Below are 26,061 nucleotides of genomic sequence, written 5' to 3' on the forward strand. Positions count from 1 at the left end.
TCGTCGCTATCCTAAGCGCGCCTTATCTAATTGTTGCCTGTAATTTCTGTTCTGGCAACCAAAGGCACCCTCATGGATGGCTCAGGAGCTGAGTTACACGGTTCTTTCATTATATGGATATAACACGAATTTGACCCCGATTGGATCGGCTTTAAGAAAAGTCGTCTATTCTATGGGTAATTTTTATTCAGTTGAATATCAACTTTCAGACAGATTATAGGTAGTCACTCATGTCTAAGCTGGTTTTAGTTCTTAACTGCGGTAGTTCTTCTCTTAAGTTCGCTGTTGTTGACGCAGTATCAGGTGAAGAACACCTGACAGGTCTTGCAGAATGTCTGCACCTTCCAGAAGCTCGCATCAAGTGGAAACTTGACGGTAAGCACGAAGCACAACTAGGTAACGGCGCAGCTCACGAAGAAGCGCTAGCATTTATGGTTGACACTATTCTTGCTTCTAAGCCAGAACTATCTGAAAACCTAGCTGCAGTAGGCCACCGTGTTGTACACGGCGGCGAGCAGTTCACTAAGTCTGCACTAATTGATGACGCTGTTCTTAAAGGTATTGAAGACTGTGCAACACTTGCACCACTTCACAACCCAGCTCACATCATCGGTATCAAAGCTGCACAACAGTCTTTCCCTGCGCTTAAGAACGTTGCGGTATTCGACACAGCTTTCCACCAGACTATGCCTGAAGAAGCTTACCTTTACGCACTTCCGTACAGCCTATACAAAGATCACGGCATCCGTCGTTACGGCATGCACGGTACTTCTCACCTGTTCATTACACGTGTAACAGCTGAGCTACTAGGCAAGCCAGAAGATGAACTAAACATCATCAACTGTCACCTAGGTAACGGCGCATCAGTTTGTGCAATCAAGAACGGTAAATCTGTAGATACTTCTATGGGTCTTACTCCTCTTGAAGGTCTTGTAATGGGTACGCGTTGTGGTGATATCGATCCAGCTATCATCTTCCACATGCACGACAACCTTGGTTACTCTGTTGAGAAAATCAACAACATGCTAACTAAAGAGTCTGGCCTACAAGGTCTAACTGAAGTGACTTCTGACTGTCGTTTCGTTGAAGACAACTACGGCGAGAAAGCAGAAGCAACACGTGCAATGGACGTATTCTGTCACCGTCTAGCTAAGTACGTTGCTGGCTACACTGCAACACTAGAAGGTCGTCTAGACGCAATCACTTTCACTGGTGGTATCGGTGAAAACTCTGCACCAATCCGTGAAATGGTTCTTAACCGTCTTGCTATTCTTGGTGTTGAAGTTGACGGCGAAGCAAACCTTAAAGCACGTTTCGGTAAAGAAGGTACTATCACTTCTGCAAACAGCCGTGTACCTGCAATGGTTGTTTCAACTAACGAAGAACTAGTAATCGCAGAAGATACAGCTCGTCTAGCTGAAATCTAATCGCGTATTAGTCTAAGCTATGTGTAAACATAGTGATAACGGCTGGCTTAGGCCGGCCGTTTTTTCATAACCACTTCGTTTCTATTGGTTATGACCCTTTTTTGTGGTGCTGTTCAATACCGGTTACTCAATCGTTATTGAACAGCACTGTATTGTTCAATAGTTGAGGAATCCATAGTGTCCCGTACTATTATGCTTATTCCGGTTGGTGCCGGAGTTGGTCTTACTAGCGTTAGCCTTGGTGTGCTACGTGCAATGGAACGCAAAGGTGTTCGCGTTTCTTTCTTCAAGCCTATCGCACAGCCACGTCACGGCGGCGATCAGCCAGATCTAACAACTAACATCATCACTGCTAACAGTGACATGAAAGTTGCTGAACCATTCTCAATGGATAGTGCCCAAGAGCTTATCGGTAACGATAAGAGCGATGTTCTTCTAGAAGATATCGTTGCTCGCTTCAAAGAATCAACAGCTGACGCTGAAGTGGCTTTGATCGAAGGTCTAGTACCAACTCGCAAGCACTCGTTTGCAAACCAGATCAACTATGAAATTGCGAAAACGCTTGGCGCTGAAATCGTATTCGTTGTTGCACCAGGTACTGATAACCCTTCTCAACTTAAAGAACGTATCGAAGTTGCATGTTCTAACTTCGGCGGCATTAAGAGCAAGCAAATCTCAGGCGTTATCGTTAACAAACTAAACGCGCCTGTTGATGCTGAAGGCCGTACTCGTCCTGATTTATCTGAAATCTTTGATGATGCAGAAGCAACTGTACCTTCAAACGTTGAAGTTATGCAGGTATTTAACTCAAGCCCTATCCGTGTACTTGGTTGTGCACCTTGGAGCTCTGAGCTAATCGCAACACGTTCAACCGATATTGCTAAGCACCTAAACGCTGAAATTATCAACGAAGGTGACATCGCTACGCGTCGCATTAAGAGCATCACTTTCTGTGCACGTTCGATTCCGCACATGGTTGAGCACTTCCGTCCTGGTTCACTACTAGTGACTTCAGCTGACCGTCCAGACGTTATTGTTGCTGCATGTCTTGCTGCGATGAACGGTGTTGAGATCGGTGCCCTACTACTGACAGGCGGTTACGAGCTACCTAAGCCAGTAATGGATTTATGTGAGCGTGCATTCGAAACAGGTCTACCTGTTATGACTGCACTTGGTAACACTTGGCAGACATCTCTGAACCTTCAGAGCTTCAGCCTAGAAGTACCAGCTGACGATAAAGAGCGTGTTGAGCTAGTTAACGAATACATGGCAAGCCATATTGACGGCCAGTGGATTGAATCACTGACTGAAGGTTCAGCGAAAGAACGTCGTCTAAGCCCACCAGCATTCCGTTACGAGCTAACTGAGCTAGCACGTAAAGCGGCTAAGCGTGTTGTTCTGCCTGAAGGTGACGAACCACGTACCGTTAAAGCAGCAGCTATCTGTGCTGAGCGCGGTATCGCAGAATGTGTGCTTCTTGGTAACCCAGAAGAAATCAAGCGTGTTGCTGAGCAACAAGGCGTGGTTCTTGGTTCTGGCGTAACGATCATCGATTCAGAAGCTGTACGTGAAAACTACGTTGCTCGTCTGGTTGAGCTTCGTGGCGCGAAAGGCATGACTGATGTTGTTGCACGTGAAAAACTACAAGACTCTGTTTTCCTAGGCACAATGATGCTAGAAAACGGTGAAGTAGACGGCCTAGTTTCTGGTGCTGTTCACACAACGGCGAACACAATCGTTCCTCCGTTCCAGATCATCAAAACTGCACCTGACGCATCTATCGTATCATCTGTATTCTTCATGCTTCTGCCTGATCAAGTACTGGTATACGGTGACTGTGCGATCAACCCAGATCCAAACGCTGAGCAGCTAGCGGAAATCGCTATCCAGTCTGCAGACTCTGCTAAAGCATTCGGTATCGAACCACGCGTTGCTATGATCTCTTACTCTACTGGTACTTCTGGTAAGGGTGCAGACGTAGATAAAGTACGTGAAGCGACTAAGCTTGCTCAAGAGAAACGTCCAGATCTAATCATCGATGGTCCTCTTCAGTACGATGCTGCGATCATGGAAAACGTTGCTGCTTCTAAAGCGCCTAACTCGCCAGTAGCGGGTAAAGCGACTGTATTCGTATTCCCAGATCTAAACACTGGTAACACGACTTACAAAGCGGTACAGCGTTCAGCAGACCTAGTATCTATCGGTCCAATGCTTCAGGGCATGCGTAAGCCTGTTAACGACCTTTCTCGTGGCGCACTTGTAGACGATATCGTATACACAGTGGCACTAACTGCGATTCAGGCAAAACAAGCTGAAGATGCAGGCCAGTAATTTTTAATTACTTAGCTGCACTGTAATTAACGCCTCCGCTTTGCGGGGGCGTTTGTTTATCACTTCTTTATTTTCTTCTTTTTTCTCTGCTCTCTGCTCTCTGCTCTCTGCTCTCTGCTCTCTGCTCTTAAGAATAAATATCCCTCTATATTCACTCAAGCTCTTATTTACAGTGCAAAAGTATGCAACAGAAGTATTATGAATTTTGATCTGCGCCACAATAACCACTAATACTAAAGGGTTAGTTGTTAACTGGTTGTATTTATTAGAGGTATACACCGATTATTCCTGAATGAATAGCGTATAAACCCACGTAATGGACTGTTAACAACAGATCTAGCGATTTTTGACCAATATGCAACAGATTCAATGAGGGATATATGTTCTGGATTCATCTATTACTACTTTTAACCGTTATTTTAATCGGGATTCGCTATGGCGGTATTGCCTTTGGCTTGCTTGGCGGCCTTGGCGTATCCGTAATGACGTTTGTTTTTGGTATTGCGCCGGGGTCACCACCCGTTGGCGTCATGCTTATTATCCTAGCTGTCGTTGCCGCCTCAGCAACCCTTGAAGCCACCGGTGGCTTGAAGCTGCTGGTTAAATTTGCTGAACGCTTACTTCGCAAACACCCTGAGCACGTCGTCTTCCTCGGTCCTTTGTGTACTTATACGTTAACGGTTCTAGTTGGTACGGGTCACTCTGTCTACCCCCTTCTCCCTGTGATCTACGACGTTGCCTATAAAAAAGGTATTCGTCCAGAGCGCCCAATGGCAATGGCGAGTGTTGCCTCACAAATGGGTATCACTGCAAGTCCAATTGCCGCCGCTGCTGCTGTAGTAATGGCAACAGCGATGGACAACAGCCTGGACATCGGCCTAATCAACGTGTTGATGGTGACGATCCCTGCAACTTTAGGTGGTTTATTAATCGCATGTTTGTGGAGCCTTAAGCGCGGTAAAGATCTTGACCAAGATCCTGAATTTAAAGCTCGCATGGAAGATGAAGAATTCCGCAGTAGCCTAGTGGATCCAGAGCAAGAAGGCACAGCAACAGAAGAAGCAGAGCAAGAGAAAACGGCGAAGAAAGGCCTGACTGTTTTCCTACTTGGTATTCTTTCTGTCATCGTTATTGCTCTATTTAGCAAACAGCTGCTGCCACAAGGTGTGGGCATGTCGGTTGCTATTCAGTTCCTGATGCTATCTGTTGGTGCAGTTATCCTGCTAACCACCAACATTTCACCAAAGCGCATCGTCAGCAGTAATGTATTTACCGCTGGTATGAGCGCGGTGATCACCATTTTCGGTATTGCATGGTTTAGTGACACCATTATTGGCCACCACAAAGAGTACTTGGTCGATCTCGTTAGCGGCATGGTTAACATCTATCCGTGGTCATTCGCCTTTGCGATGTTCTTTGTTTCAGTCTTCCTGAAGAGCCAGGCAGCAGTATTGACCATTATGCTACCACTGGGTTTTGCTTTAGGCATCGACCCTGCTGTACTGATAGGTGTGCTTCCTGCTTGTTATGCTTACTTCTTCTTCCCGTTCTACCCAAGTGATCTGGCTGCCATTAGCTTTGACCGCTCAGGTACCACGGCGATTGGTAAATATGTGCTTAACCATAGCTTTATGATCCCTGGCTTCATCGGTGTTGGTTCAGCAACAATCATTGGCTACTTCATTTCAATGATGGTGAATTAAGACGAAAAAAAGGCCATAGCTATTTGCTATGGCCAACGTCAGACTCGAATCAAGACGAAAAAGACAGCGACAATTCATCGCCGAAAAACGTAGAAACTTTCAGGCATTACCAGACTAGTAATCTTGGCCTCGTAAATAAATAATCCAATACCCCATACCCACAAATACACCACCACCAATAATATTGCCCAATGTGACGGGAATAAGGTTATTAATAATAAAATGGCTCATCGTCAGATCGGCAAAATCAGCCGGGTTCATGCCTGTCATCTGCCAAAATTCTGGGGACGCTAAGGTTTTAATACCAATCGCCATTGGCACTTGAAACATATTGGCGATACAGTGCTCAAAGCCTGAAGATACAAACATCGCAACAGGTAAAATCATCACCAAAATTTTGTCCGTCAGCGTACGACCGCTAAACGTCATCCACACTGCGACACAAACCAAAACATTACACATAATGCCCAGTGCAACGGCTTGGAAAAATCCATGGTGCATTTTATGTTGGGCAATCTGCATGGCGTTAATACCCACCTCACCATCTGCTGACATATATTGCTTAGTCATCAGCATGATACCAACCAGCAACAGCGCGCCGATGAGGTTGCCGATATACACAACCCCCCAGTTAAGCCACAGGTTTTTCCAACTAATTTTCCCACTCGCACGAGCGACAAGGGTTAATACCGAACTGGTGAATAGCTCACCGCCGGTAATGACAACCAGGATCAACCCTAAACTGAATGCAAGGCCACCAATGAAGCGGCTCATACCCCAAGCCATATCACCCGCTCCCGTCGTCACGGTGGTATAAAACACAAAGGCAATACCAATGTGCATACCAGCAGTAATTGCGAGCAACAGCGATTTAATGGGATCTTTTGTCGCTTTACCTACACCAATTTCTGCCGCTCTTTCCGCCATTTGGGGAGGTAATAAAGAATCAAATTGACCCGGAACCATAAGCCTCTTGCACCTGAAATATTTTGAAATATCTAATTTTGAGGCGCGATATTGAACCTTCTAAGACAATAATTCAAGGCTTTGCCAACACAAAAACTCGAAATATTCGAGTTGTATACTCGGTAAATCCGATGTGAGAGGTAAGATATACATCCCAAAGCATTTCAATAGCACCATTGGCCCATGGAAATAACAAAATCATCACATGAGCAAGTGAAAAATGATGTTTATTTAGTGATCTGTTTCAAATATTAAGATCAAAAAAGGCGGCTTAGCCGCCTTTTCTTATCAAGTCATAGCGGTAAATTAGCCGAGTTCAACCTGGCAGATTACCTCATTATCAAACGAGACGACTTTTAATAGATTATTTTCTAACAGGCCAAAGCTGGCTTGATACTCACCGCGAGGAATGGTGACAGACCCTGGATTAAAGGCAAACAACGAGCCTTTTTTTTCTGCTACGGGTAAATGCGTATGTCCCGATACCACAACATCACCATCACGCAGACGCGGGTGCTTATCGCTGTTATAGAGATGACCGTGGGTTAAAAACAAACGACGACCGTTTGGTAGCAAAACCAAATTGTAGTCAGCCATCATTGGAAAATCTAAAAGCATCTGATCAACGTCGCTATCACAATTACCACGTACGGCAGTAATTTTTTCAGCATGCTGGTTAAGAAGCTCCGCAACCTCTATAGGTGCATACCCGACAGGCAAGGGATTTCGAGGACCGTGGTTTAACACATCCCCCAGCAAAATCAGGTGTTCTGCACCACTTTGCTCAAACGCAGCAAGGGCACGACGTGTGCTTTCTGCACAGCCGTGGATATCAGAAGCAAAAAACAATTTCATGGCAAGGTTACTTTTCTATCAACAATTAAAATAGATCCTACACCGAAGATCTTCACAATGCCATGCTGTCTCTCTACCACTATTGCTCTTCCCGTAACATGCCATTCAGCACGATATTGTTGTAACTAACCATGCCTTTGATTTCTCCACCTTCTATCACAGGTGCACGGCTTATGCCAAAACGTTCAAACAGTCTCGCACAGTAACGTACATCCATGCTGGCATTAACCGACAATGCTGGTTTCGTCATGATTTCATAGATATTGGTTCGCTCTGGAGACCGATCAAGTGCCAGTACTTTCTTGGCAATATCGTTCATCAATACAATGCCATATTCGTCATCATCGTGCCGCTTGTTAACGATCAAGGCCTTTATCTGCCTTTGCTTTGCGATACGCACCGCTTCAGCAACAGTGATCACCCCTTCAACAATCGCATACTGATCCATCATCACATCACGGACTTTGACTAAACTTTCGTTACTATTGTCAGAATAAGTCATAATTTAGCCTCTACTACCTTGGTCAGGGTTTCTACTTGATGAGCCACGCCCACCGCATCTTCAACATCTAACTGAACCGCGATGCCTTGCCCCGACTCGGTATCGAACCCGCCCACCCGCTCAATCGTTTCAAGTATGGTTCGCGCTAAATGCTCTTCTACCACAAACAAAATCACATCTCGTTGGATCTCAAGGGTTAAACCAAAAAAGGTTTTTTTCTTATTCAGCCCTTCCCCCCGAGCATGGTTAATCACTGTCGCCCCCGTCGCCCCAGCGTTGCGGGCAGCATCAAGTACTGCATCGGTTTTTAAATCTTCAACAAAGGCTAATAACAACTTAAAGCGCATTTTCCTCTCTCCTTTTTGCCTTCCATACCGACAACTGGGCATACCCCATGACTGTGATCATCGGAAACAAGCTAGCAAAAGCAATTAAACCAAATCCATCAAGCATTGGGTTTCGCCCCGGAACTGAAGAAGCTAACCCTAAGCCCAATGCAGTCACAATTGGCACCGTGACTGTAGAGGTAGTAACGCCACCGGAATCATAAGCCAGCGGCACGATGGTCTTGGGGGCAAAGTACGTTTGAATAACCACCAAGACATAACCAACCATGATGTAATAATGTAATGGATCACCAGCAACAATTCGGTAACTGCCCAATGAGATACCAAATGCCACCCCCAATGCGACAGCAATTCGAAGACCATTCACTTTTATCGTCCCGCCTGAGACCTGATTGGCTTTTATTGCTACCGCAATTAATGAAGGCTCTGCGATGGTAGTACTAAACCCAATCGCCGCAGCAAAGACGTAAACCCAGTAGTACTCACTCCAGTGCACCTCTGCTGGGATCGCCTCACCGGAATCAAATAAAAAATCCAGAGCCGTAAGCTGCATCGCCATAGACTCACCCAGCGGAAAGAGTGCTAACTCTAGCCCCATCAAAAAGAAAGTGAGCCCAATGATGACATAGACGAAACCCAACACTATTTTCGGCCAGTTGGTAACCGGACGGCGCAACACGGCAAGTTGAAAGCCAAAAATAATCACCGCAATGGGGAAAACATCGCGAACTGTCGACAGCAAGGTATCAATAAAATGTGAGGCTGTGCTTTCTATCCCTAGCATAGCCACCTCCTAATGCATGATCATGCCGTACGCCATGACAAAAATCATTGGTGTCAACGATGCAAAAGCAATCAGTCCAAAGCCATCAACCATCGGGTTGCGACCTTTAATCGAAGAGGCTAACCCTACGCCAAGTGCAGCAACTAACGGCACGGTAATGGTCGAGGTTGTAACACCACCAGAATCATAAGCAATGCCGACGATGGTCGGTGGTGCAAACCATGTCATTGTCATCACCGTAAGATAACCACCAATAATCATCCAGTGGATAGGCCAACCTTTAACTATTCGAATAACCCCGAGCATAATTGCGATGCCCACCGATAATGCGACAGTAAGCCGTAAGCCATTGGCATAATCCGATTGTGCTTGTTTTCCTAGCTCAATAAGCCCGCCTTCAGCGGCTACCTTGGCAGCTTCCGCCGCCACTGCCGTTAACGCAGGCTCTGCAATCGTGGTGCCGAAGCCAAGGCAAAAAGCAAAAACCAATAGCCATATCACACTCCCTTTACTGGCAAAAGAGCGCGCCATAGACTCGCCAATAGGAAACAGCCCAAGCTCTAAACCGTAAACAAATAATGTTAATCCAAAAATAACAAACACTAATCCAAGCAAGATGGGTGCAAGTTGGGGCATGGGCTGCTGTAGAACCACCAGCTGAAAGAAAGCGATCACGACAATGATTGGGAGCAAATCCCGGAAACTGGAAAACATCGACTTAAACAATGCAAACACAATGGTCATAGCGTCTCCCAGTCAATCGCCCCCACTCATCCTGAGGGCATACCTAAAAGGTACTCCTCATTAACAATTAGACATAATTTTTCTTTGCCGACACGAGAACTAACACACATTCTTTATCTTTGTTATTTGACACCCATCACCCCATAAAAAAACCTTAAATCATAGGCTTCAAGTGATCGGGCTGTTGAGTATACTGGTATATACATAAACCTATTGTGGTTGATTGTTCTCAAAGGAAACTCAATGAATATACTCGTGACAGGTGGGACAGGGTTTATTGGAAAAGCTTTACTCAGTCAGCTAACGCAATGTTCAGTGACCGTGTTGAGCCGTACCCCCAAACAAGCGAGCGAGCAGCTTGGTGAAAATGTTACGGCTATTGGCAACCTAGATTCACTTGATAACCTTGACCTATTTGACGTGGTCATCAACCTCGCTGGTGAACCCATTATCAATAAACGCTGGACTGACAAACAGAAACAGAAAATTTGTCAGAGCCGCTGGGAAATAACCCAACAACTAGTCGAGAAGTGCAACGCAGGTAATAGCCCACCCCACACGTTCATCAGCGGATCTGCCGTTGGGATTTATGGTAATCAATATACGACTATCATCGACGAGCAATTTGATATAGCCGATAACATTCAGAAAAACGACTTTGCCCATGAAGTGTGCCAGCAATGGGAGGACATCGCCCTTCAGGCTCAATCAGAACAGACTCGAGTTTGCCTACTGCGCACGGGTATTGTCTTAGCTCAACATGGGGGAGCATTAGTTAAAATGCTACCGCCATATCAATTGGGCCTTGGTGGGCCGATAGGTAGTGGTTCGCAATATTTCCCGTGGATCCACCTCGATGACATGGTAAACGGCATCCTCTTTCTACTGCAGACACCAAGCGCATCAGGGGCATTTAATTTCTCAGCTCCCGAGCCTGTGACAAATAAGGTCTTCAGCCAAACACTAGCACAAGTACTGCGCCGCCCTCACTTCTTGTTTACCCCCGCATTTGTACTACAACTTGTTCTTGGCGAGTCCGCGTCTTTGCTATTAGATGGCCAACGCGCTGTTCCGGCCAAATTGGAACAACTTGGCTATCAATTTCGTCACCCTCAACTGAAGGGGGCACTTGAAGATATACTCAGCTGATATTTATCGTCAAAAGCGCTATAAAAACAAAGGGAAGCGATTCGCTTCCCTTTAAGACTGATTGCTTATTTTGCGAAAACGAATGCCTAACCTTTTATTGGCTTCAACAATTCTTTTAACATTGACCGAATAATGAAGACTACCAGTAACAAAGCTAGCAGTGGCACCACAACCCACATTGTCGGGTGCAAGTTTAATGGAAGCTCAAATCCCCACTTAACCAAGGCTGCAACGACAGCTTCCGCACCAATCGCGGCCATGACACCAGCAATTAAGGCCATGATGCCGTATTCACCCCATACCGTTGCTGAAATCCGCTTTTTACTGGCCCCAAGCGTTCGGTAGAGTTTAATTTCTTGTTTACGTTGCATCATGCTCAACCGCAACAAAGTCATCACTAACAATAAGCCACTCACCACACCAAGCGCCGCTAGCACCGATAACGAAAGCGACATCTGCTGCATGATCCCCTGAATCCGGGTTGCCATGGTGCGTAAGTCCATTAAGCTCACCGTCGGGAAATCTCTACCTAACTGGTTAATGACATCATTTTGCCCCGCATTAATCCGATAGCTCACCAGCCAAGTAGCAGGTAAGTTTTCCATCACATCAGGCGTGAAGATGAAATAAAAGTTCGGGCGCATGTTACGCCATTCGACTTGTCGAATACTGGTTACCGTCGCACTAAACACTTGGCTACTGACATTGAAATCAAGTTTATCTCCAATGGTAACGCCTAAGCGTTCAGCAATGCCTGATTCTATCGATACGCCTGACTCTCCTCCCCACTCACCCTCAAGTAACGTGTTGTGATGCGGCATTTGTTCACGCCAAGTGAAATTCAACTCGCGTCGTAATGACTCATCCCGCTCTTCTGAGTCATTGATACTCTGTAGTAAATCATCGCCATTGATATGGGTTAACCGTCCTCTGATCACCGGATAACCCTCTGAGCGTTCAACCTGAAGCTCATCAAGGGCTGACAGGTATGCCGCTTGCTGTTCCGGAGCAATATTGAGTGCAAATACATTCGGGGCATCTGCGGGTAGCGTTTGTTGCCAATCAGAAAGCAAATCGCTGCGTAAAATCCAAATCACCGACAATAGCATCAATGAGCTGGTTAACGCGGCTAGCTGTGCTCCCGTTGCCATTGGACTACGGCTGATCCGGCTTAACGCCAACGTCATTGCAGCCCCCCATTTTCCGCGCTTAAGCACGGCGACAATACCGACACCAAGCACGGCTAACAACAGCATCAAAACCGCCAACCCTGCTAGCGTCAACCACATCAGGGAATTACTTCCAAACCAAAACAACGCCGCCGCAACAGGCAGAGCCAGTAACCAATAGCTTTGCCGCTTTACAGGCCATTGTGTTTGTTGTTGGATCACCGAAATTGCTGGAGCATCAACAAGCCGTATTAGTGATATCCCCATTCCCGGTATAGCAACCAGTAAAGCCACGAGCACACTAATGAATAAGGGAGTTACTCCCATTTCTGGCAGCGGTTGAGGTAACACATCACCTAGCGGCAAACGTAATAAATACTCCAGTATCGCGCCTAATGTCACACCTGTTACCGCGGCAATCGCAAACAGCATCGTAAGCTGACGGGCCAACCACTGCCATAACCACTTTTTACTGGCACCAAGGCTTTTCATCATGGCAACCGTTTCAACCCGTGTTGATGCATAGTGCATACAGGTCAAAACCAGTGTGGCTGTCGCCATCAAGATCACAAGAATAAGCGTTAGTGATAGGTATTGCCGCGCTTTTTCAATCACGTCACCAGTACGGCCTTGTGATGTTTCACTTAACCATCGCTGGCCAGGTTCAAGTGATACTGATTCTTGTAACGCATTTAGCTGGCTATCTGAACCATTAAAATACGCACGGTACTGCACTCGGCTACCAGGTTGAATCGCCCCGGTCTGTGCAAGATCGTCAGCATGAATTAATACGGCAGGCATCTGACTAAACGGATTAAATGAGAGCTCTGGCTCTTGGGCTATCTTGCCACTGACAACCAAATCAGCATCGCCGATCGCCAGCGTATCACCTGCTTTTACTTGCAGTAGATCAAACAACCGTTCTGCCAACCACAGTTCACCCGGTGACACCTGATGTTTTAAGCCTGAGGGGCTTTCAAGTACCAATTCACCCCGTAATGGAAAGTCATCCTCAACACTTTTTACACTCACCAACTGCATCGCTTGTTCGCTAAACGCCATGGTGCCGAAACGTATTTGCTGCGAAATGGTAAGATCTAAGTCTTCAGCTTGCGCTAAAAGTGTTGATTCAACGGGATTAGCCGAGCGGAAGACCAAGTCAGCTGCAATCATCGATCGCCCCTGATCAACCATGATCTTTTCAACCCGAACGACCAGCGCAGACAAGGCAAACACACAGGCAATGATCAAGGTTAACGCCACAGCGACAGGCCACAATTGACCTTGCCATAATTCACGCCAACTCCATTTCAGCATCAGCTTCTGGCTTTTGGGCTTTGCGTTCGGACGCGTTTCAGTAATTTCTGTCATGCTGCCACCATGCTCCCACCTTCAAGCGACAAAGTACGATCACAACGCTCAGCTAAATGCGGATCATGGGTGACCAACACCATGGTCGTGCCATGATCTCGGTTCAGAGCGAACAATAATTCAATCACATTTGCGGCCGTGTGCTGATCAAGATTGCCTGTTGGCTCATCGGCAAATAATATTTGTGGCCGAGTCATAAATGCTCGGGCTAACGCAACCCGCTGCTGTTCACCGCCAGATAGCTGGGACGGTAAATGGGTTTCACGCCCACCGAGCCCGACCTTTTCTAACAGTTCATGCGCCCGTTGTTCATCGGCACCTTCTTCTTTAATAATCGCCGGTAGCATCACATTTTCTAGCGCGGTTAAAGAAGGGATAAGCAAAAAGCTTTGGAAAACAAAGCCTACTGCTTCGCTACGTAACGCAGCACGTGATTCGTCATCCATTGTTGATAATGAATTGCCGAGTAGTTCAATACTCCCTTGAGTGGGAATATCGAGACCAGCAAGTAATGTCATCAGCGTTGACTTACCAGCGCCTGACACACCAACTAAAGCAATTACCTCTCCCTGCTCGACCTCAAGAGAAACATCCTGCAAAATGGTTAAAGACGACGATGCCGTCGTCACCTGTTTGGATACAGATACAGCTTTAATCACGGATGTAGACATGATGCGATTCCTTTCAGTTTTACTTTTTATTTTGTTTTCACAGCAAAGTTTTGCTGCAACGTTATTGGTCTTAGGCGATAGTCTAAGCGCAGGCTACCAAATGCCAGCTGAAAAAAGTTGGCCAAACCTTTTAGCACCTGAGATAAAGAAAAATGGGCATGATTTGGCGGTGATCAATGCCAGTATCTCAGGTGATACAACGGGTAATGGTCTTGCGCGCTTACCCAGTTTACTCAAAAGCCATAACCCAGACTATGTCCTTATAGAGCTTGGGGCAAACGATGGTTTAAGAGGATTTCCTCCTACTACTATACGCAAGAACCTGACCCAGATGATCACTCAAATTGAAACCGCTGGGGCTATTCCGCTGTTAATGCAAATTTATGTACCACCTAACTACGGTAAACGGTATAGCGAATACTTTGCAAACCTCTACCCTGATTTAAGTCAGGAGTTTGATATTCCATTACTGCCTTTTTTCTTAGAGCATATCATTTTGAAACCGGAATGGATGATGGAAGACGGCCTTCACCCTAAAGCAGACGCTCAGCCATGGATTGCCGATTACATGGCAGACAATATTGCTCCATACCTCTATCAAGAATAAGGGATAACAATGACGACGAGTATTTTGATCACGGGGTGTAGCAGTGGTATCGGTTACTATTGTGCCCATTCTTTGCATAAGTCAGGCTATAAGGTTGTCGCGAGTTGTCGCAAAGCCAGCGATGTCATGCGTTTAAAAGCAGAAGGGCTACATTGCGTAAAGCTCGATATGAATGATGAAGCGTCAATTGAGCAAGGGCTAGCAGATGCTCTCCACCTTACCGACGGCAAACTAGACGTACTCTTCAATAATGCCGCCTATGGCCAGCCCGGCGCACTCGAAGATTTACCCACTCATGCCCTGCGCCAACAATTTGAAACCAATTTATTTGGTTGGCATCATCTAACCCGTGCAGCGATCCCCATTATGCTGCAGCAAGGCAACGGTAAAATAGTCCAAAACAGCTCTGTGTTAGGGCTTGTTGCAATGAAGTACCGCGGAGCCTATAACGCCAGTAAGTTTGCCCTTGAGGGCTACACCGATACGTTAAGGCTTGAGCTCGAGGATACACCGATCCAGGTTAGCTTGATTGAACCCGGTCCGATAGAGAGTCAATTTCGCGCAAATGCAAAAGCCATGTTCGAACAACATATCGACATGCCTAACTCTCGCCACCTGACACGTTATGTAAACACCCTTCAAAGGTTGGGAAAGTCAGCTCCATCAAACAAGTTTACGCTAGGGCCTGAATCAGTTTTATCTCGCTTAGAAAGAATTATTGCGGCATCCGAGCCGAAGCCTCGATATTACGTCACTCAACCCACCTATATTTTTGGTTTTTTTAAACGAATTCTACCCAGTCGATGGCTAGATAAATTACTCGGAAAAAGTGATTAAGCAAGCCATTCCCCTGATGTCATGGCAAATATCACCTAATCAATGGTATTTGCCAGCCCTGTACACTATTCCATCACCTTAAATTTCTTCACGATCAAAAAAGCACCGTTTCAGCACAGTTTCCCTCTACAAATAGGCTTTTCGCCTCTTCCCCTGAAAAATCACTCGAAAAAAACAAGAAACGTAATATTTGTGTCACACAACAGCGTTAGTATTGTTATGTAAGTTGAAAGAGTGCCCTACAGCCTGCACTTTATTTCAATATTAAAATCAAAAATTTATACTCTAAATAAGGTGTGGTCATGACATTACGCCAAATAAATGTTTTATGCGTATGCGTAACACTGGCACTACTACTGACGTTTCAATAAAAAGGAGAACGGTAATTCGATACCGTTCTCCTTTTTATGATCAGCACAATAAACTTATCAGAATGAACACTTCAAACTATTAAATGTCGACTTTAGCGCTGAAACTTGCAGTTTCACCGTACTTGCTGCCAACTCACTCTAGCTCAGCAACACTCTCAGCTGCGAATACAACAATGGTATAAAACTCTAAACGAATGCTTTCCGTCATTGGCTAGGCTTCATGGTGATGTATACCCGATTGAAACGACATAGCTAATATTTCAGCGACAATAAATCGTAAGCCATAGCAACTAACTTGGGAAAGTACTGTTAAATAACCCTTGCGTACTATCAATTAACTTTGTTTCAAATCGCCATGAAGCGTGAAGTTTATAATTAATACGAATGAAAGCGCCTCTATTTCTGCATTCATGCCACTTCCTACCTAAATGAACCAATTTTATGTTTTTTTACATCCTATAAATTCAGATGGATACATGCACAAAAACTACGTAACATATTGTTTGTAAAGAAAATAAGAATAATAATCGTGCTTTCATTAAAAATAATTAAAACTCCCTACCATTAACGCATCAACCCTTCTAACTTAGCTCTCTATATTTCAACGACAAGTCAAAGCTAACAATGTAGGGACTGGCAATGAAATTACTATCAACATAGCGGTGCTTTAATAACAACAGGAGTGGCAGATATATTTATCAGCCAAATTGCAGATGCTGACACTGAAAGAGCTTGAAAGAGCGTTTTACAATGACCAATTCATTCCTTTTTACCAACCAATTATCGACACAAAAAATGGGCATACTGCGGCTTTTGAAATACTATTAAGGCTAAAAAAAGATGGGCAACTCATTATGCCTAGCGAATTTATTGGCACACTTGAAGATAGCTGGCTTATTGAGCCGGTCACATATTTTTTGCTTGAAAAGGCTTTCGCTTTAATGACGCAATACAACGGACAATTTAAACTTAGTTTGAATGTACCACCTCAATTGCTCACCAATGAGGAAATAATCAATCAAATTCAAGCTTGTAAACGTCTATATCAATCTTTTGATCATGGTCTAATCCTAGAGATAACCGAACGTTTGCCGATTCAACAGCTTGATAACACCATTTCTATTATTCAACGATTACAACAAGAAGGAGTCTGTATCTATATTGATGATTACATTCCAAACCATATCCACTCATCGTTAATTGCACTCTCAGCATTAGAGGGCATAAAGATAGATAGAAGTGTCACTAATACAGCTCGAATCAATCAACAGGTTTCCATGCTCAATACCCCGACATCTAAAGATGTACAGTGGATAGCTGAGGGTATTGATTCTGAAGAAAAAAAGCTTCATTGGCTAAAGGCGGGAGTGATATTCCAGCAAGGCTTTCTATTTTCCCCTCCTCATGACGAATCCGAGATTTCCTCCATGTTGGCGACCAACTGGCATACGGTGGCTATAGAAGCACATTCATAAAAGGAAAAATACCTGAGTGAGGCTCCTGGCTTTTATATACCCATAGCAAGATCCCGTTAGGAAATAACCATAAGCGTGCGTCTCCATTATCGATAATACTATTGACTCTTCCTGCAGATCTAACAGGTTTCGTTGATAATTCAACCAACAAACTTGTATCTTTGATATCACTGAAATATTCCTTAATTACAGATTCATTTAACTGAAAAGAGCCTTGATCCACGGTCATCCATAGATCACTATTATACCAATTAACCGTCTTGCGCACTGATGTTGTTACTGATTGAGCTAATAATAAAAAGTCACTTCCAGTATCGAGAGTTGCAACATTCAAGGCGATCCCCTCTCCTTTACCAGTATCATTCTCATAAGCTATATCAAGTTCAACCTCAAATAATTGGCCTTCAAATGAAATAAAGTAAGATGAGAAATAATTGGAACTACCATGGTAGCTCGACACCGTTTTCAGCGGCTCATCTAACTTCCCTTTTGCTAGATGGTCAAGCATCTCTGGTAATTGCCAGTTATAAAACTGAACCGTCACATCTTTCATTGATGTACACTTTCCATCTTCAGTTTTATTACACCAACTAATTGAGTTAATCTCACCATAAGAGGCCACATACACATTCAATGCAGATTGCCTCCGAGTAAGGTGTTTAATAAATGTTTTGCTCTCATCATTTAGCAAAGTTAACGCATATAGAGTGTTGTCATTAATCAACGGCTTTCGGTCTAATACCTCTTGAGTAAAAAAATAACTTATCGCTAATGCAAAAGCAGCACCTAAAATACTGGCGAAAAAGAAAGCTGTACTCCTCTTGTTTTTTACAGTCTTACGTTCTATTACCTTCATCCGGTAACCAAGTCTTGGTACCGTAATAATAACGTCTTTACCCAGTTTATTTCTTAGGCTTAATATCACACCGAACAGTGATGATTCAGTCACACACCCGTTCGGCCACCCAGCATGTAATAACTGCGCTTTATCTAAGATTTCATGATGATTAGAAATGAAATGAAGCAATATTCGCTCTTCTGCTGCATTTAATTTCACCTGACAATTTTTCTTAAATAATTTCTTTTCACCTAAATCAAATACAACACTGTCTGAAAAACAAACTAACCCCTTCATTTATCACCCATACAAGACAATACATCAAGTCCATAAATCCAATTCATTGAACTTCCAGGTATGAGTAATAAACTCATATTATTGCGGCTATAGGGCAAGTGAAACCTATAATAGTCTCCTCCACTGCCTGCCATTTTCTCTAACACATTGCTGTAATGCCCAAGATTTTCATCAAAACCATTATCAATTTTCAAAATACTTAGTTTCGCATCGCCAGAGGCTATAAACTCATCAAAGTCAGGATATTGAAGTATGACCCTTCCCCCTCTGACACCAATTGTATGGCTTCTAGCATTAATATTAGCGGCATACATAACCCCTGAGAATATTTGACTATTACAGTCTTTTCCCGAGCTAATGCTTTGAGTGGAGTATTGGAGCGTTGTCTTATCCCCAACATAGCGGTAAATATTAGTTAGCCATTGAGTTGATGAAGATAGCGTGGCTCTCGGCTCATTTTCAGACAAATATCGCTTTTCAATATCATCAGCAATTTGCTCTAAACGCTGCTCTTTTTCATCGAGGTTCAGAACGATTGAAAAGCTTTTACCTGCCCTACATATACCCCTATTTGCATTACAGCTCGAGATATAAAGCTCATACTGGGTTTGGTAGAGATAAAAAATACGTTCCTTTTCCGGTAATAGTGCGACAAGGCGCTCAGCGTACCCCCTTAATGCTACGAGGGAGTCACCACTATCGGAATAAAGCGTAATCTGATTACCGACAAAATCATCATAACTGATATATAACTGCTCTTGTTTTTTCCCAGATGAAATTTCTGCCCTAAAAAAGTTTACCAAAATAGCCAACAGTAAAAAGAGACAGAGAGCAATCACCCACCATAATTTAATTGGGCTTTTCTCATTCTTTACTGTAAGTGCTTCAGGTTTTAGGATATAGCCCACTTTTGAAACATTTTCTAGGTACGTACCTTTATCAGGTTCACCCAATTTATGCCTCAAGCTTCTAATTACTTGAAATAAAGAAGAGTCAGTAATAATACGATTCGGCCAAGCAGTTGATATCAGTACCTCTTTAGATACTGGCTTTCCTAAGTGACTATAAAGCACTAGTAATACTTTATGTTCAGAATAGTTTAGAGTAATTTTATTTTGACCTGACCACAATACATCACTTTCAGGGTTCCATTTAACGTTACTTTTAAATACTACATTGCTGATCATTATGGTTTTCACCAAATCATAACTTTAATTTAATGTGAAATTTTACGTAAATATTTGACTTTATATATACACTTTAAATAAGCATTTAATGGTTATATATCCATATAAATTAAGCTAAGAAAAAATAACAGTGTATTTTAAAGCCATTMCATTAACAGCCTACACATGTAACAAATTCAGTTGTAATTGACGGGATTTTACCCCAAAAAAATATTCTTTACTATCATTTTGGAACTAATACGACATTTTAAAAGACAAAAAAAACATAWATACAACAAGAAAAAACATACAACCAACCAAGTGTCAATTTACTAACCATTAAAAAATATAATACGTCGAAAATATGACGTTCATTCGTTGTGTATTTCTTATAAATTGAAAGATTAAACTTTCTAAATTTATAAACTAATTTTTTAATTTACAGTATTAATATAAAAACCCATCAATAAATGACCTTCGACCAATATACCTCTAAATCATTAGATACTGATTACCTCATATTACGAGGGAGCCATCAATTAAGCAGTCTACCGACTATTCCATTAACATCCATACTCCATGTCAAACATCGCAACGCTGATGGTTAGAACGATTGCTAAGTAACTTCAAGCTACAGACTCTTGAGGGAAGCCCTCTTGCGAGTTAGAGGAAAATGTTTTCAACAAAAGTACTTTCTTCAAGAAATCTTCGCCGTTGAAGGGGTTTAGGTATAATAATGCTTGAAATAGGCTGAAGGCTCCCCCATAACTATACCCAACAAAAGAGCAAGATTCTTAGGGAGCGAAGTAAACCCATGTACCAATCAATTGCTATCGAATTAAACGAGCAAAACTTACAACAGGTCATTGAGCAATCAATGCAAACCCCTGTATTAATCAGCTTTTGGGCGCCTTCAATGCCTGAAACCGCCGAAGTTAACCAAGTTTTAGAGCATGTTGTCGCTTCCTATCAAGGCCAAGTTGCGCTTGCTACGCTAAACTGCGAAACCCAACAGATGGTTGCCTCGCAATTTGGCGTGCGTAGCTTACCAACCGTTGCATTGTTTAAAGATGGCCAACCTGTTGATGGTGCTGCAGGACCACAAACAGAACAAAGCATTCGCGAAATGCTAGCCAAACATTTACCAAGTCCAGAAGAGCTTGAACTTAAAGCGGCGTTAGAGCAAGTCGACGCCAAGCAATTTAATGAAGCGCTTCCTGTACTTCGAGAGCTCTCGACTAAATTTGAAAAAAACAGTGTGATCACACTGGCAGTTGCTGAGTGTTTAGTCGAAACCGCCCAATATGACGAAGCTGAAAGTTTACTCGCAACGGTGCTAATGCAAGATCAAGACGCTAAATATAAAGGTTTAATGGCAAAGCTTGAATTACATAAACAAGCAAGTGATTCACCCGAGATCCGTTTACTGGAAGAAAAGCTAGCAGCCCAGCCAGAAAATCTCGATATCGTATTCGAACTTGCCGTGCAATACAGCCAGGTGGAACGTGCCGAAGAAGCGTTAGAACTGTTAATCACGCTGCTACGTAAAGACATGAACTTTGCGGATGGTAATGCGAAGAAGACGATGATGGATATTCTTGCTGCACTCGGTCAAGGCAATGCTATTGCCAGCAAATACCGCCGCCAGCTGTACTCATTACTGTACTAGTTATACCTTTGAGATAACCACCACCGTATTGTTACTGTGGTGGTTTACTGATGCTGGCATAACCCTTCGATTATTGGGCACTCTGCACCTTCATCACCAGGGCATTGCTTAGTCAGTACTTCCAATGTTTGCTTCATTTGACGTAATTCATTTATCTTCTCATCAATTTCTAATATTTTCTGCTCCGCTTTCACCTTCACATCTGCACTGCGTCTTTTGGGATCTCTCGAAAAGTCCAATAATTCACGGCTTTCATCCAACGTAAAGCCAACCAAGCGAGAGCGACGTATCAAATGAAGTTCATCGACATGCTTCTGGCTATATTGTCGATATCCATTTTCCGCACGTGAAGGCGGTGAAATCGCCTCTTTATCTTCATAGAATCGAATGGTTTTTGCTGTTAAGCCCGTAAGCTTTGCGACTTCACTAATATTCATCATTTAACCTTACAGGTACTGTAATCTTGGTTTCATTATTCATAATTTAGGTGGGTATACAAGTTAACAAGCTTTAAGGTAAAAAACATTGACCTTCTAGTTAATGGAAGCTTTATCATAGCAATATCATCCAATAGTAAGCTGCAGGTTTTATAGCTCTCTATAAGCTGCAGGTATGTTATTAAGGCAAGATTATGACTGAGCTCACCCTCCCACTGGGAAAAGTCAGGTGCATGAACTGCGCCAATAAAATCAGCTCGGCGTTAACGGATTTACCAGGCGTTAGCGCAGTGACTGTTGATATAAAAAATGCGGTCATTCATGGCGATATTGACCCAACCACAGTCATCAATATTATTGATGGACTTGGCTATGAGGCGGGATATAAATACGACCTTCCCCTGCAGGGACTCTCGTGCGGTAAGTGCGTCAATAAAGTAAAAGCAGCCTTAACCGAAAACCCTGAAATTGTAGATTTCCAGGTGAATAAAACCCGTTTAACCGGACTTGGAACGGTACCTGTCGCCGGTGTAATCACTCAAATTCAAACGCTTGGCTTTCAAGTTCCCGTACTGAATACGTCAACGCTAAACCTCTCCGGGCTAAACTGCGGTAAATGCGTAGCGAAAGTTGAGCAAGCACTTACCGAACACCCTTACGTTGAGTCATTCAACGTCAGTAAAACGTCTGCAACGATTCAAAGCTATATCAGTGAACAATCCCTCATTGGGTTAATTACCGAGTTAGGTTTCACCGCCGTTAATGCAATTCATCATGACACGACTAAAAACGCTGAATCACAAGTTGCCAGTACGCCGCCCCAGCCAAAAAAAGAGCTCAAAGAACAGAGTGCCAACGCATCAGAACAAGGCAGCAAAGCCAACCAGTTTATTCTTACCGGAATGACGTGTGCGAGCTGTGTCGCCTCCGTTGAAAAAGCCATTGTCTCGGTTAAGGGTGTAGCAAGTGCTAGTGTCAATTTAGCTGAGCGCACTGCGCTAGTTACTGGCTCTGCCTCCACAGATGTCGTCATTCAGGCGATCAGCGATGCGGGTTATGGTGCAGAGCTTAGTGAAGATGAACAATCACGCCGCCAACGTCAGCAACAACAAAATGAGACAACATTCCGCAATCATATCCGTAATGCCTATATAGCACTGGGAGCGGGCGTGCCAATGATGGCTTGGGGCATGTTCGGTGGCAGCATGATGATTACTTCAACTCAAGATCAGCTCGGCTGGGGCATTGTTGGCGTACTAACTCTGGTGCTATTACTCACTGTTGGACGACAATTTTTCATCAATAGTTGGAAAGCATTCAAGCACCACCGAGCAACGATGGATACCTTAGTCGCATTGGGTACGGGCGCGGCTTGGCTCTATTCAATGCTCGTGGTCATAGTCCCAGAGTTATTGCCAATGCAAGCAAGGCATGTCTATTTTGAAGCCTCTGCGATGATCCTCGGCTTAGTCACTTTAGGCCACGCCTTAGAGGCCAGAGCGAGAAGCCGCACATCAAAAGCCCTTGAGAAACTCATAGACTTACAGCCGCAAACCGCTGTGATCATTGAAAACAATCAAGAGCGAGAGGTTCCTCTTTCCGAAGTAAAAGCAGGCATGCTATTACGCCTGTATCCTGGCTCCAAGGTACCTGTCGATGGATCAATCATTGACGGCAGCAGCTACATTGATGAATCCATGCTAACGGGTGAACCTATTCCAGCCAATAAGCAGCAAGGTGATCACATACACGCTGGTACTATAAACCAAAATGGTAGCCTGATTTTTAAGGCAGAAAAGATTGGTCACGATACCATGCTCGCACGGATCATCGAGCTCGTACGTCAAGCACAAAGTAGTAAACCCGCACTAGCTCGCCTTGCAGATACAATTTCAGGTATTTTCGTCCCATCAGTGATGATCATCGCGACCCTAACGGCAATGATTTGGTATTACTTCGGACCGGATCCTTCTTCTATCTACATGCTTATAACGGCAACTACGGTACTCATTATTGCCTGTCCATGTGCATTGGGTCTTGCGACGCCAATGTCTGTCACTGTCGGTGTTGGACGGGCCGCAGAATACGGCGTGCTTATCCGAAATGCTGAGGCAATGCAAATCGCGGCGGATGTCGATACCGTTGTCCTTGATAAGACAGGTACATTGACTGAGGGCCGGCCTCAACTTGTGGAGTTAAAAGCATACCATGGCATGAATCATGAACAGCTACTGGCACTTTCAGCTAGCCTTGAACAAGGATCTGAACATCCTCTGGCAAAAGCCATTCTTGAAGCGGCTAAAAACAAATCACTTGAACTACAACCGCTAAAAACGTTTAAGGCGATACCTGGGTATGGGGTCAGTGGCGAGGTTGATGGCCATCAGATCTTGCTCGGCAACAGCAAGCTCATGGAGCTTCATCAAATAAACGTGACCACTGAGTTATCAGATGCTGATGCCATAAGCCAACAGGGCGCTACGCCGATTTTCATTGCACAAGATAATCAGTTGGTCGGCATCATGGGGATCAGCGATCCACTGCGTCACGACTCAATTGACGCTATCAAACGACTAAAAGCCATGAAACTTGAAGTCATCATGCTTACTGGTGATGTCGAAGCAACAGCAAAAGCCATCGCAACACAAGCAGGGATCGACCATGTGATCGCAGGTGTTTTACCCGACGGTAAAGCCGCCGAAATTTCAGCATTACAGCAACAAGGTAAAAAAGTCGCAATGGTTGGTGATGGGATCAACGATGCCCCAGCGTTAGCACAAGCTGAGGTGGGCATTGCGATGGGCAGTGGTAGCGATGTTGCCATTGAAAGCGCACAATTAACATTGGTTCGCCATTCATTACATGGGGTTGCTGATGCTTTACAGTTATCGGAGGCGACGTTAAAAAACATGAAGCAAAACCTGTTTGGAGCCTTTATTTACAATACATTAAGTATCCCTGTTGCAGCTGGAGTCTTATTCCCATTCACAGGAGCGCTCTTAAGTCCTGTTGTTGCAGGTGCGGCAATGGCCCTATCTTCCATCACCGTGGTGAGTAATGCCAACCGACTTCGTTTGTTCCGCCCGAAAGGCAGTACACATCGCACTTCTCCTAAAAGTAAGGAGCAATAATATGGTTGCCATTATCGGTATCACCACCATTGTTTTTATTGTTTGGTGGTTCTGGCTTCATCCTGATAAATAGCCACAGCGGCAGATAGCTGATATAACCAAGGTATCATTGGTTTTCTCAGCTATCTGCCTTATGTTTTTATCTCGACTTTCAACACTGTGCTGGCTACTGCCATTTATCGCTACGTCAGCCTACTCTGCCCCGATGGTGTGGCTCGCCAAAGACAGCCAACGTGAATTTGTTTTTTTAGGTTCAATTCACGCCGGTAATGAAACGTTATACCCGCTACCATCTCCGTTTCTCGACCATTGGAAAGACGCTGATGCATTGGTCGTCGAAGCCAACATCCTCAAACCTGCGAATACAGCGCTCAACCCAAACCAACCGACTACGACCCAACTACTCGACCATGCTGAAAAAGAAAAGCTCGCTCAAGTCACGAAACAAACACATCAATCCTACCCTTCATTGCTCAATAGCCCACCTTGGCTGGCGGCGATCCAGCTCCAAATGGATATGGCTCAGCAAGTTGGTCTAACGCCTGAGCAAGGTATTGATATCACCCTGTTACAACGCGCCAATGAAGAAAAACGCCCCATTCTTGAGCTCGAAAGTATTCAGCAACAAATTGAAATGATGGAGTCATTTGACGATCACGGCAAAGATTTACTGATGACAACAGTAAATGATTGGGATGAGATGCAGACTCAGCTTAATTGTCTTGTCGATGCATGGAAAGCCGGTGATCACCAGCAATTATTATCACTATTTGAAGATAGCCAGTACTCTGATGACACCGACGACACATTGATTTTTGAACGCAATCATAATTGGGCCTCACAGCTTTCAACGTCTCCGTTGTATCAACAAGGCCGTTTTATCGTCGTGGTAGGCGCATTACACCTTTTTGGAGAGCAAGGAGTACCAGCATTACTTGAGCAGCAGGGGTTTGAAGTTAGCCTATTAACACAAGGTGAAAGAAGTAACTGTCGTTTGTAGCTCGTCATAAGACCGCAACGCGCAGTTGAGGCTTTCGAAGAGTGGTCGGTGAAGAGGCCAAACCAAGGAAACAGGGAACCCCCGCCCCTCTGGTCCGCTTATACCAAGAGCTGCGATGCGCGACCAAGCTACGCTATTCAATGATTTAACCAAACACCCAAAACGAAAAAAGCCTGCGTCATAAGACCGGGACGCGCAGTTGAGGCTTTCGAAG

General features: G+C 44.2%; 22 protein-coding genes. 10 read left to right on the top strand and 12 right to left on the bottom strand.

The genetic code is table 11. From position 1 onward, the window contains the following. Positions 1-230 precede the first annotated feature (230 nt). Both L4D09_RS25395 and pta read left to right on the top strand, forming a co-directional pair. Entirely contained in the window at positions 231-1,427 is a 1,197-nt protein-coding gene (locus L4D09_RS25395) for an acetate kinase (RefSeq protein ID WP_428460340.1), read from the top strand. Positions 1,428-1,619: 192 nt separating this feature from the next. Next, positions 1,620-3,758: a phosphate acetyltransferase gene (gene pta / locus L4D09_RS25400; RefSeq protein ID WP_428460361.1), complete on the top strand. Its 2,139-nt coding sequence runs from the start codon at positions 1,620-1,622 to the stop codon at positions 3,756-3,758. 3 nt (positions 3,759-3,761) lie between these two features. Here pta and L4D09_RS25405 read toward each other — a convergent pair whose 3' ends face one another. After that, on the bottom strand, positions 3,762-4,037 hold the full coding sequence (locus L4D09_RS25405; RefSeq protein WP_428460341.1) for a hypothetical protein: 276 nt from the start codon (positions 4,035-4,037) through the stop codon (positions 3,762-3,764). A 101-nt stretch (positions 4,038-4,138) separates the two neighbouring features. Between L4D09_RS25405 and L4D09_RS25410 the strand changes: the two genes are divergently transcribed. Further along, positions 4,139-5,461 carry an anaerobic C4-dicarboxylate transporter gene (locus L4D09_RS25410; protein WP_428460342.1) on the top strand — a complete coding sequence of 441 codons (1,323 nt, stop codon included), beginning with the start codon at positions 4,139-4,141 and terminating at the stop codon, positions 5,459-5,461. A gap of 114 nt (positions 5,462-5,575) precedes the next feature. On the opposite strand, the gene focA is transcribed toward L4D09_RS25410, so the two are convergent. The 6 genes from focA to L4D09_RS25440 all read right to left on the bottom strand — a co-directional run bounded on the left by focA (position 5,576) and on the right by L4D09_RS25440 (position 9,659). Next, positions 5,576-6,427, bottom strand: a complete 852-nt coding sequence (gene focA / locus L4D09_RS25415; protein ID WP_428460343.1) for a formate transporter FocA — start codon at positions 6,425-6,427, stop codon at positions 5,576-5,578. 306 nt (positions 6,428-6,733) lie between these two features. Then, positions 6,734-7,282: a phosphodiesterase gene (gene yfcE / locus L4D09_RS25420; RefSeq protein WP_428460344.1), complete on the bottom strand. Its 549-nt coding sequence runs from the start codon at positions 7,280-7,282 to the stop codon at positions 6,734-6,736. Positions 7,283-7,361: 79 nt separating this feature from the next. Continuing rightward, a complete protein-coding gene (locus L4D09_RS25425; protein ID WP_428460345.1) occupies positions 7,362-7,784 on the bottom strand; it encodes a CBS domain-containing protein in 423 nt (140 codons plus the stop codon). Further along, complete coding sequence (locus L4D09_RS25430; RefSeq protein ID WP_428460346.1) at positions 7,781-8,131, bottom strand: P-II family nitrogen regulator; 351 nt, start codon at positions 8,129-8,131, stop codon at positions 7,781-7,783. The genes L4D09_RS25425 and L4D09_RS25430 overlap by 4 nt, the downstream gene beginning before the upstream one ends. Then, complete coding sequence (locus L4D09_RS25435; RefSeq protein WP_428460347.1) at positions 8,121-8,915, bottom strand: DUF1538 domain-containing protein; 795 nt, start codon at positions 8,913-8,915, stop codon at positions 8,121-8,123. The genes L4D09_RS25430 and L4D09_RS25435 overlap by 11 nt, the downstream gene beginning before the upstream one ends. A 9-nt stretch (positions 8,916-8,924) precedes the next feature. Then, the gene (locus tag L4D09_RS25440; RefSeq protein WP_428460348.1) at positions 8,925-9,659 is read right to left on the bottom strand and encodes a DUF1538 family protein; all 735 of its coding nucleotides are present in this window, start codon (positions 9,657-9,659) and stop codon (positions 8,925-8,927) included. Between the two features lie 243 nt (positions 9,660-9,902). Here L4D09_RS25440 and L4D09_RS25445 point away from each other — a divergent pair, with 243 nt between their 5' ends. Then, positions 9,903-10,808 (top strand): TIGR01777 family oxidoreductase, encoded by a 906-nt coding sequence (locus tag L4D09_RS25445; RefSeq protein WP_428460349.1) that lies wholly within the window; start codon positions 9,903-9,905, stop codon positions 10,806-10,808. A gap of 86 nt (positions 10,809-10,894) precedes the next feature. Here the strand turns inward: L4D09_RS25445 and L4D09_RS25450 are convergent, their stop codons facing one another. Together L4D09_RS25450 and L4D09_RS25455 are read right to left on the bottom strand one after the other, a co-directional pair. Next, a complete protein-coding gene (locus tag L4D09_RS25450; protein ID WP_428460350.1) occupies positions 10,895-13,348 on the bottom strand; it encodes an ABC transporter permease in 2,454 nt (817 codons plus the stop codon). Further along, on the bottom strand, positions 13,345-14,019 hold the full coding sequence (locus tag L4D09_RS25455; RefSeq protein ID WP_428460351.1) for an ABC transporter ATP-binding protein: 675 nt from the start codon (positions 14,017-14,019) through the stop codon (positions 13,345-13,347). Before L4D09_RS25455 ends, L4D09_RS25450 begins: the two co-directional genes overlap by 4 nt. On the opposite strand from L4D09_RS25455, the gene tesA reads away from it, so the two are divergent. From tesA to L4D09_RS25470, 3 genes are all read left to right on the top strand, one after another. Beyond that, entirely contained in the window at positions 14,018-14,626 is a 609-nt protein-coding gene (gene tesA / locus L4D09_RS25460; RefSeq protein ID WP_428460352.1) for a multifunctional acyl-CoA thioesterase I/protease I/lysophospholipase L1, read from the top strand. The two genes, L4D09_RS25455 and tesA, sit on opposite strands and share 2 nt — an antisense overlap. Before the next feature lie 9 nt (positions 14,627-14,635). Continuing rightward, positions 14,636-15,463 (top strand): SDR family oxidoreductase, encoded by an 828-nt coding sequence (locus L4D09_RS25465; RefSeq protein ID WP_428460353.1) that lies wholly within the window; start codon positions 14,636-14,638, stop codon positions 15,461-15,463. Positions 15,464-16,547: 1,084 nt separating this feature from the next. Further along, the gene (locus L4D09_RS25470) at positions 16,548-17,309 is read left to right on the top strand and encodes an EAL domain-containing protein (RefSeq protein ID WP_428460354.1); all 762 of its coding nucleotides are present in this window, start codon (positions 16,548-16,550) and stop codon (positions 17,307-17,309) included. Here L4D09_RS25470 and L4D09_RS25475 read toward each other — a convergent pair. Further along, complete coding sequence (locus L4D09_RS25475) at positions 17,290-18,444, bottom strand: winged helix-turn-helix domain-containing protein (protein ID WP_428460355.1); 1,155 nt, start codon at positions 18,442-18,444, stop codon at positions 17,290-17,292. The genes L4D09_RS25470 and L4D09_RS25475 overlap by 20 nt on opposite strands. Beyond that, positions 18,441-19,631 carry a winged helix-turn-helix domain-containing protein gene (locus L4D09_RS25480; protein ID WP_428460356.1) on the bottom strand — a complete coding sequence of 397 codons (1,191 nt, stop codon included), beginning with the start codon at positions 19,629-19,631 and terminating at the stop codon, positions 18,441-18,443. Before L4D09_RS25480 ends, L4D09_RS25475 begins: the two co-directional genes overlap by 4 nt. Positions 19,632-20,424: 793 nt before the next feature. Here L4D09_RS25480 and L4D09_RS25485 point away from each other — a divergent pair. After that, entirely contained in the window at positions 20,425-21,279 is an 855-nt protein-coding gene (locus L4D09_RS25485; protein WP_428460357.1) for a co-chaperone YbbN, read from the top strand. Between the two features lie 44 nt (positions 21,280-21,323). On the opposite strand, the gene cueR is transcribed toward L4D09_RS25485, so the two are convergent. Next, entirely contained in the window at positions 21,324-21,716 is a 393-nt protein-coding gene (cueR, locus tag L4D09_RS25490; RefSeq protein ID WP_428460358.1) for a Cu(I)-responsive transcriptional regulator, read from the bottom strand. Positions 21,717-21,910: 194 nt separating this feature from the next. On the opposite strand from cueR, the gene L4D09_RS25495 reads away from it, so the two are divergent. Continuing rightward, positions 21,911-24,847: a heavy metal translocating P-type ATPase gene (locus L4D09_RS25495; RefSeq protein ID WP_428460359.1), complete on the top strand. Its 2,937-nt coding sequence runs from the start codon at positions 21,911-21,913 to the stop codon at positions 24,845-24,847. Positions 24,848-24,980: 133 nt separating this feature from the next. Next, a complete protein-coding gene (locus L4D09_RS25500; protein ID WP_428460360.1) occupies positions 24,981-25,847 on the top strand; it encodes a TraB/GumN family protein in 867 nt (288 codons plus the stop codon). The last annotated feature ends 214 nt before the right edge of the window (positions 25,848-26,061 follow it).

The organism is Photobacterium makurazakiensis (assembly GCF_050336715.1).
Lineage (GTDB): Bacteria > Pseudomonadota > Gammaproteobacteria > Enterobacterales > Vibrionaceae > Photobacterium > Photobacterium makurazakiensis.

Coding starts and splice junctions, on each gene's coding strand:
- L4D09_RS25395 (WP_428460340.1), top strand. CDS start 231: ATGTCTAAGCTGGTTTTAGTTCTTAACTGCGGTAGTTCTTCTCTTAAG.
- pta (WP_428460361.1), top strand. CDS start 1,620: ATGCTTATTCCGGTTGGTGCCGGAGTTGGTCTTACTAGCGTTAGCCTT.
- L4D09_RS25410 (WP_428460342.1), top strand. CDS start 4,139: ATGTTCTGGATTCATCTATTACTACTTTTAACCGTTATTTTAATCGGG.
- focA (WP_428460343.1), bottom strand. CDS start 6,427: ATGGTTCCGGGTCAATTTGATTCTTTATTACCTCCCCAAATGGCGGAA.
- yfcE (WP_428460344.1), bottom strand. CDS start 7,282: ATGAAATTGTTTTTTGCTTCTGATATCCACGGCTGTGCAGAAAGCACA.
- L4D09_RS25425 (WP_428460345.1), bottom strand. CDS start 7,784: ATGACTTATTCTGACAATAGTAACGAAAGTTTAGTCAAAGTCCGTGAT.
- L4D09_RS25430 (WP_428460346.1), bottom strand. CDS start 8,131: ATGCGCTTTAAGTTGTTATTAGCCTTTGTTGAAGATTTAAAAACCGAT.
- L4D09_RS25435 (WP_428460347.1), bottom strand. CDS start 8,915: ATGCTAGGGATAGAAAGCACAGCCTCACATTTTATTGATACCTTGCTG.
- L4D09_RS25440 (WP_428460348.1), bottom strand. CDS start 9,659: ATGACCATTGTGTTTGCATTGTTTAAGTCGATGTTTTCCAGTTTCCGG.
- L4D09_RS25445 (WP_428460349.1), top strand. CDS start 9,903: ATGAATATACTCGTGACAGGTGGGACAGGGTTTATTGGAAAAGCTTTA.
- L4D09_RS25450 (WP_428460350.1), bottom strand. CDS start 13,348: ATGACAGAAATTACTGAAACGCGTCCGAACGCAAAGCCCAAAAGCCAG.
- tesA (WP_428460352.1), top strand. CDS start 14,018: ATGATGCGATTCCTTTCAGTTTTACTTTTTATTTTGTTTTCACAGCAA.
- L4D09_RS25455 (WP_428460351.1), bottom strand. CDS start 14,019: ATGTCTACATCCGTGATTAAAGCTGTATCTGTATCCAAACAGGTGACG.
- L4D09_RS25465 (WP_428460353.1), top strand. CDS start 14,636: ATGACGACGAGTATTTTGATCACGGGGTGTAGCAGTGGTATCGGTTAC.
- L4D09_RS25470 (WP_428460354.1), top strand. CDS start 16,548: ATGCTGACACTGAAAGAGCTTGAAAGAGCGTTTTACAATGACCAATTC.
- L4D09_RS25475 (WP_428460355.1), bottom strand. CDS start 18,444: ATGAAGGGGTTAGTTTGTTTTTCAGACAGTGTTGTATTTGATTTAGGT.
- L4D09_RS25480 (WP_428460356.1), bottom strand. CDS start 19,631: ATGATCAGCAATGTAGTATTTAAAAGTAACGTTAAATGGAACCCTGAA.
- L4D09_RS25485 (WP_428460357.1), top strand. CDS start 20,425: ATGTACCAATCAATTGCTATCGAATTAAACGAGCAAAACTTACAACAG.
- cueR (WP_428460358.1), bottom strand. CDS start 21,716: ATGAATATTAGTGAAGTCGCAAAGCTTACGGGCTTAACAGCAAAAACC.
- L4D09_RS25495 (WP_428460359.1), top strand. CDS start 21,911: ATGACTGAGCTCACCCTCCCACTGGGAAAAGTCAGGTGCATGAACTGC.
- L4D09_RS25500 (WP_428460360.1), top strand. CDS start 24,981: ATGTTTTTATCTCGACTTTCAACACTGTGCTGGCTACTGCCATTTATC.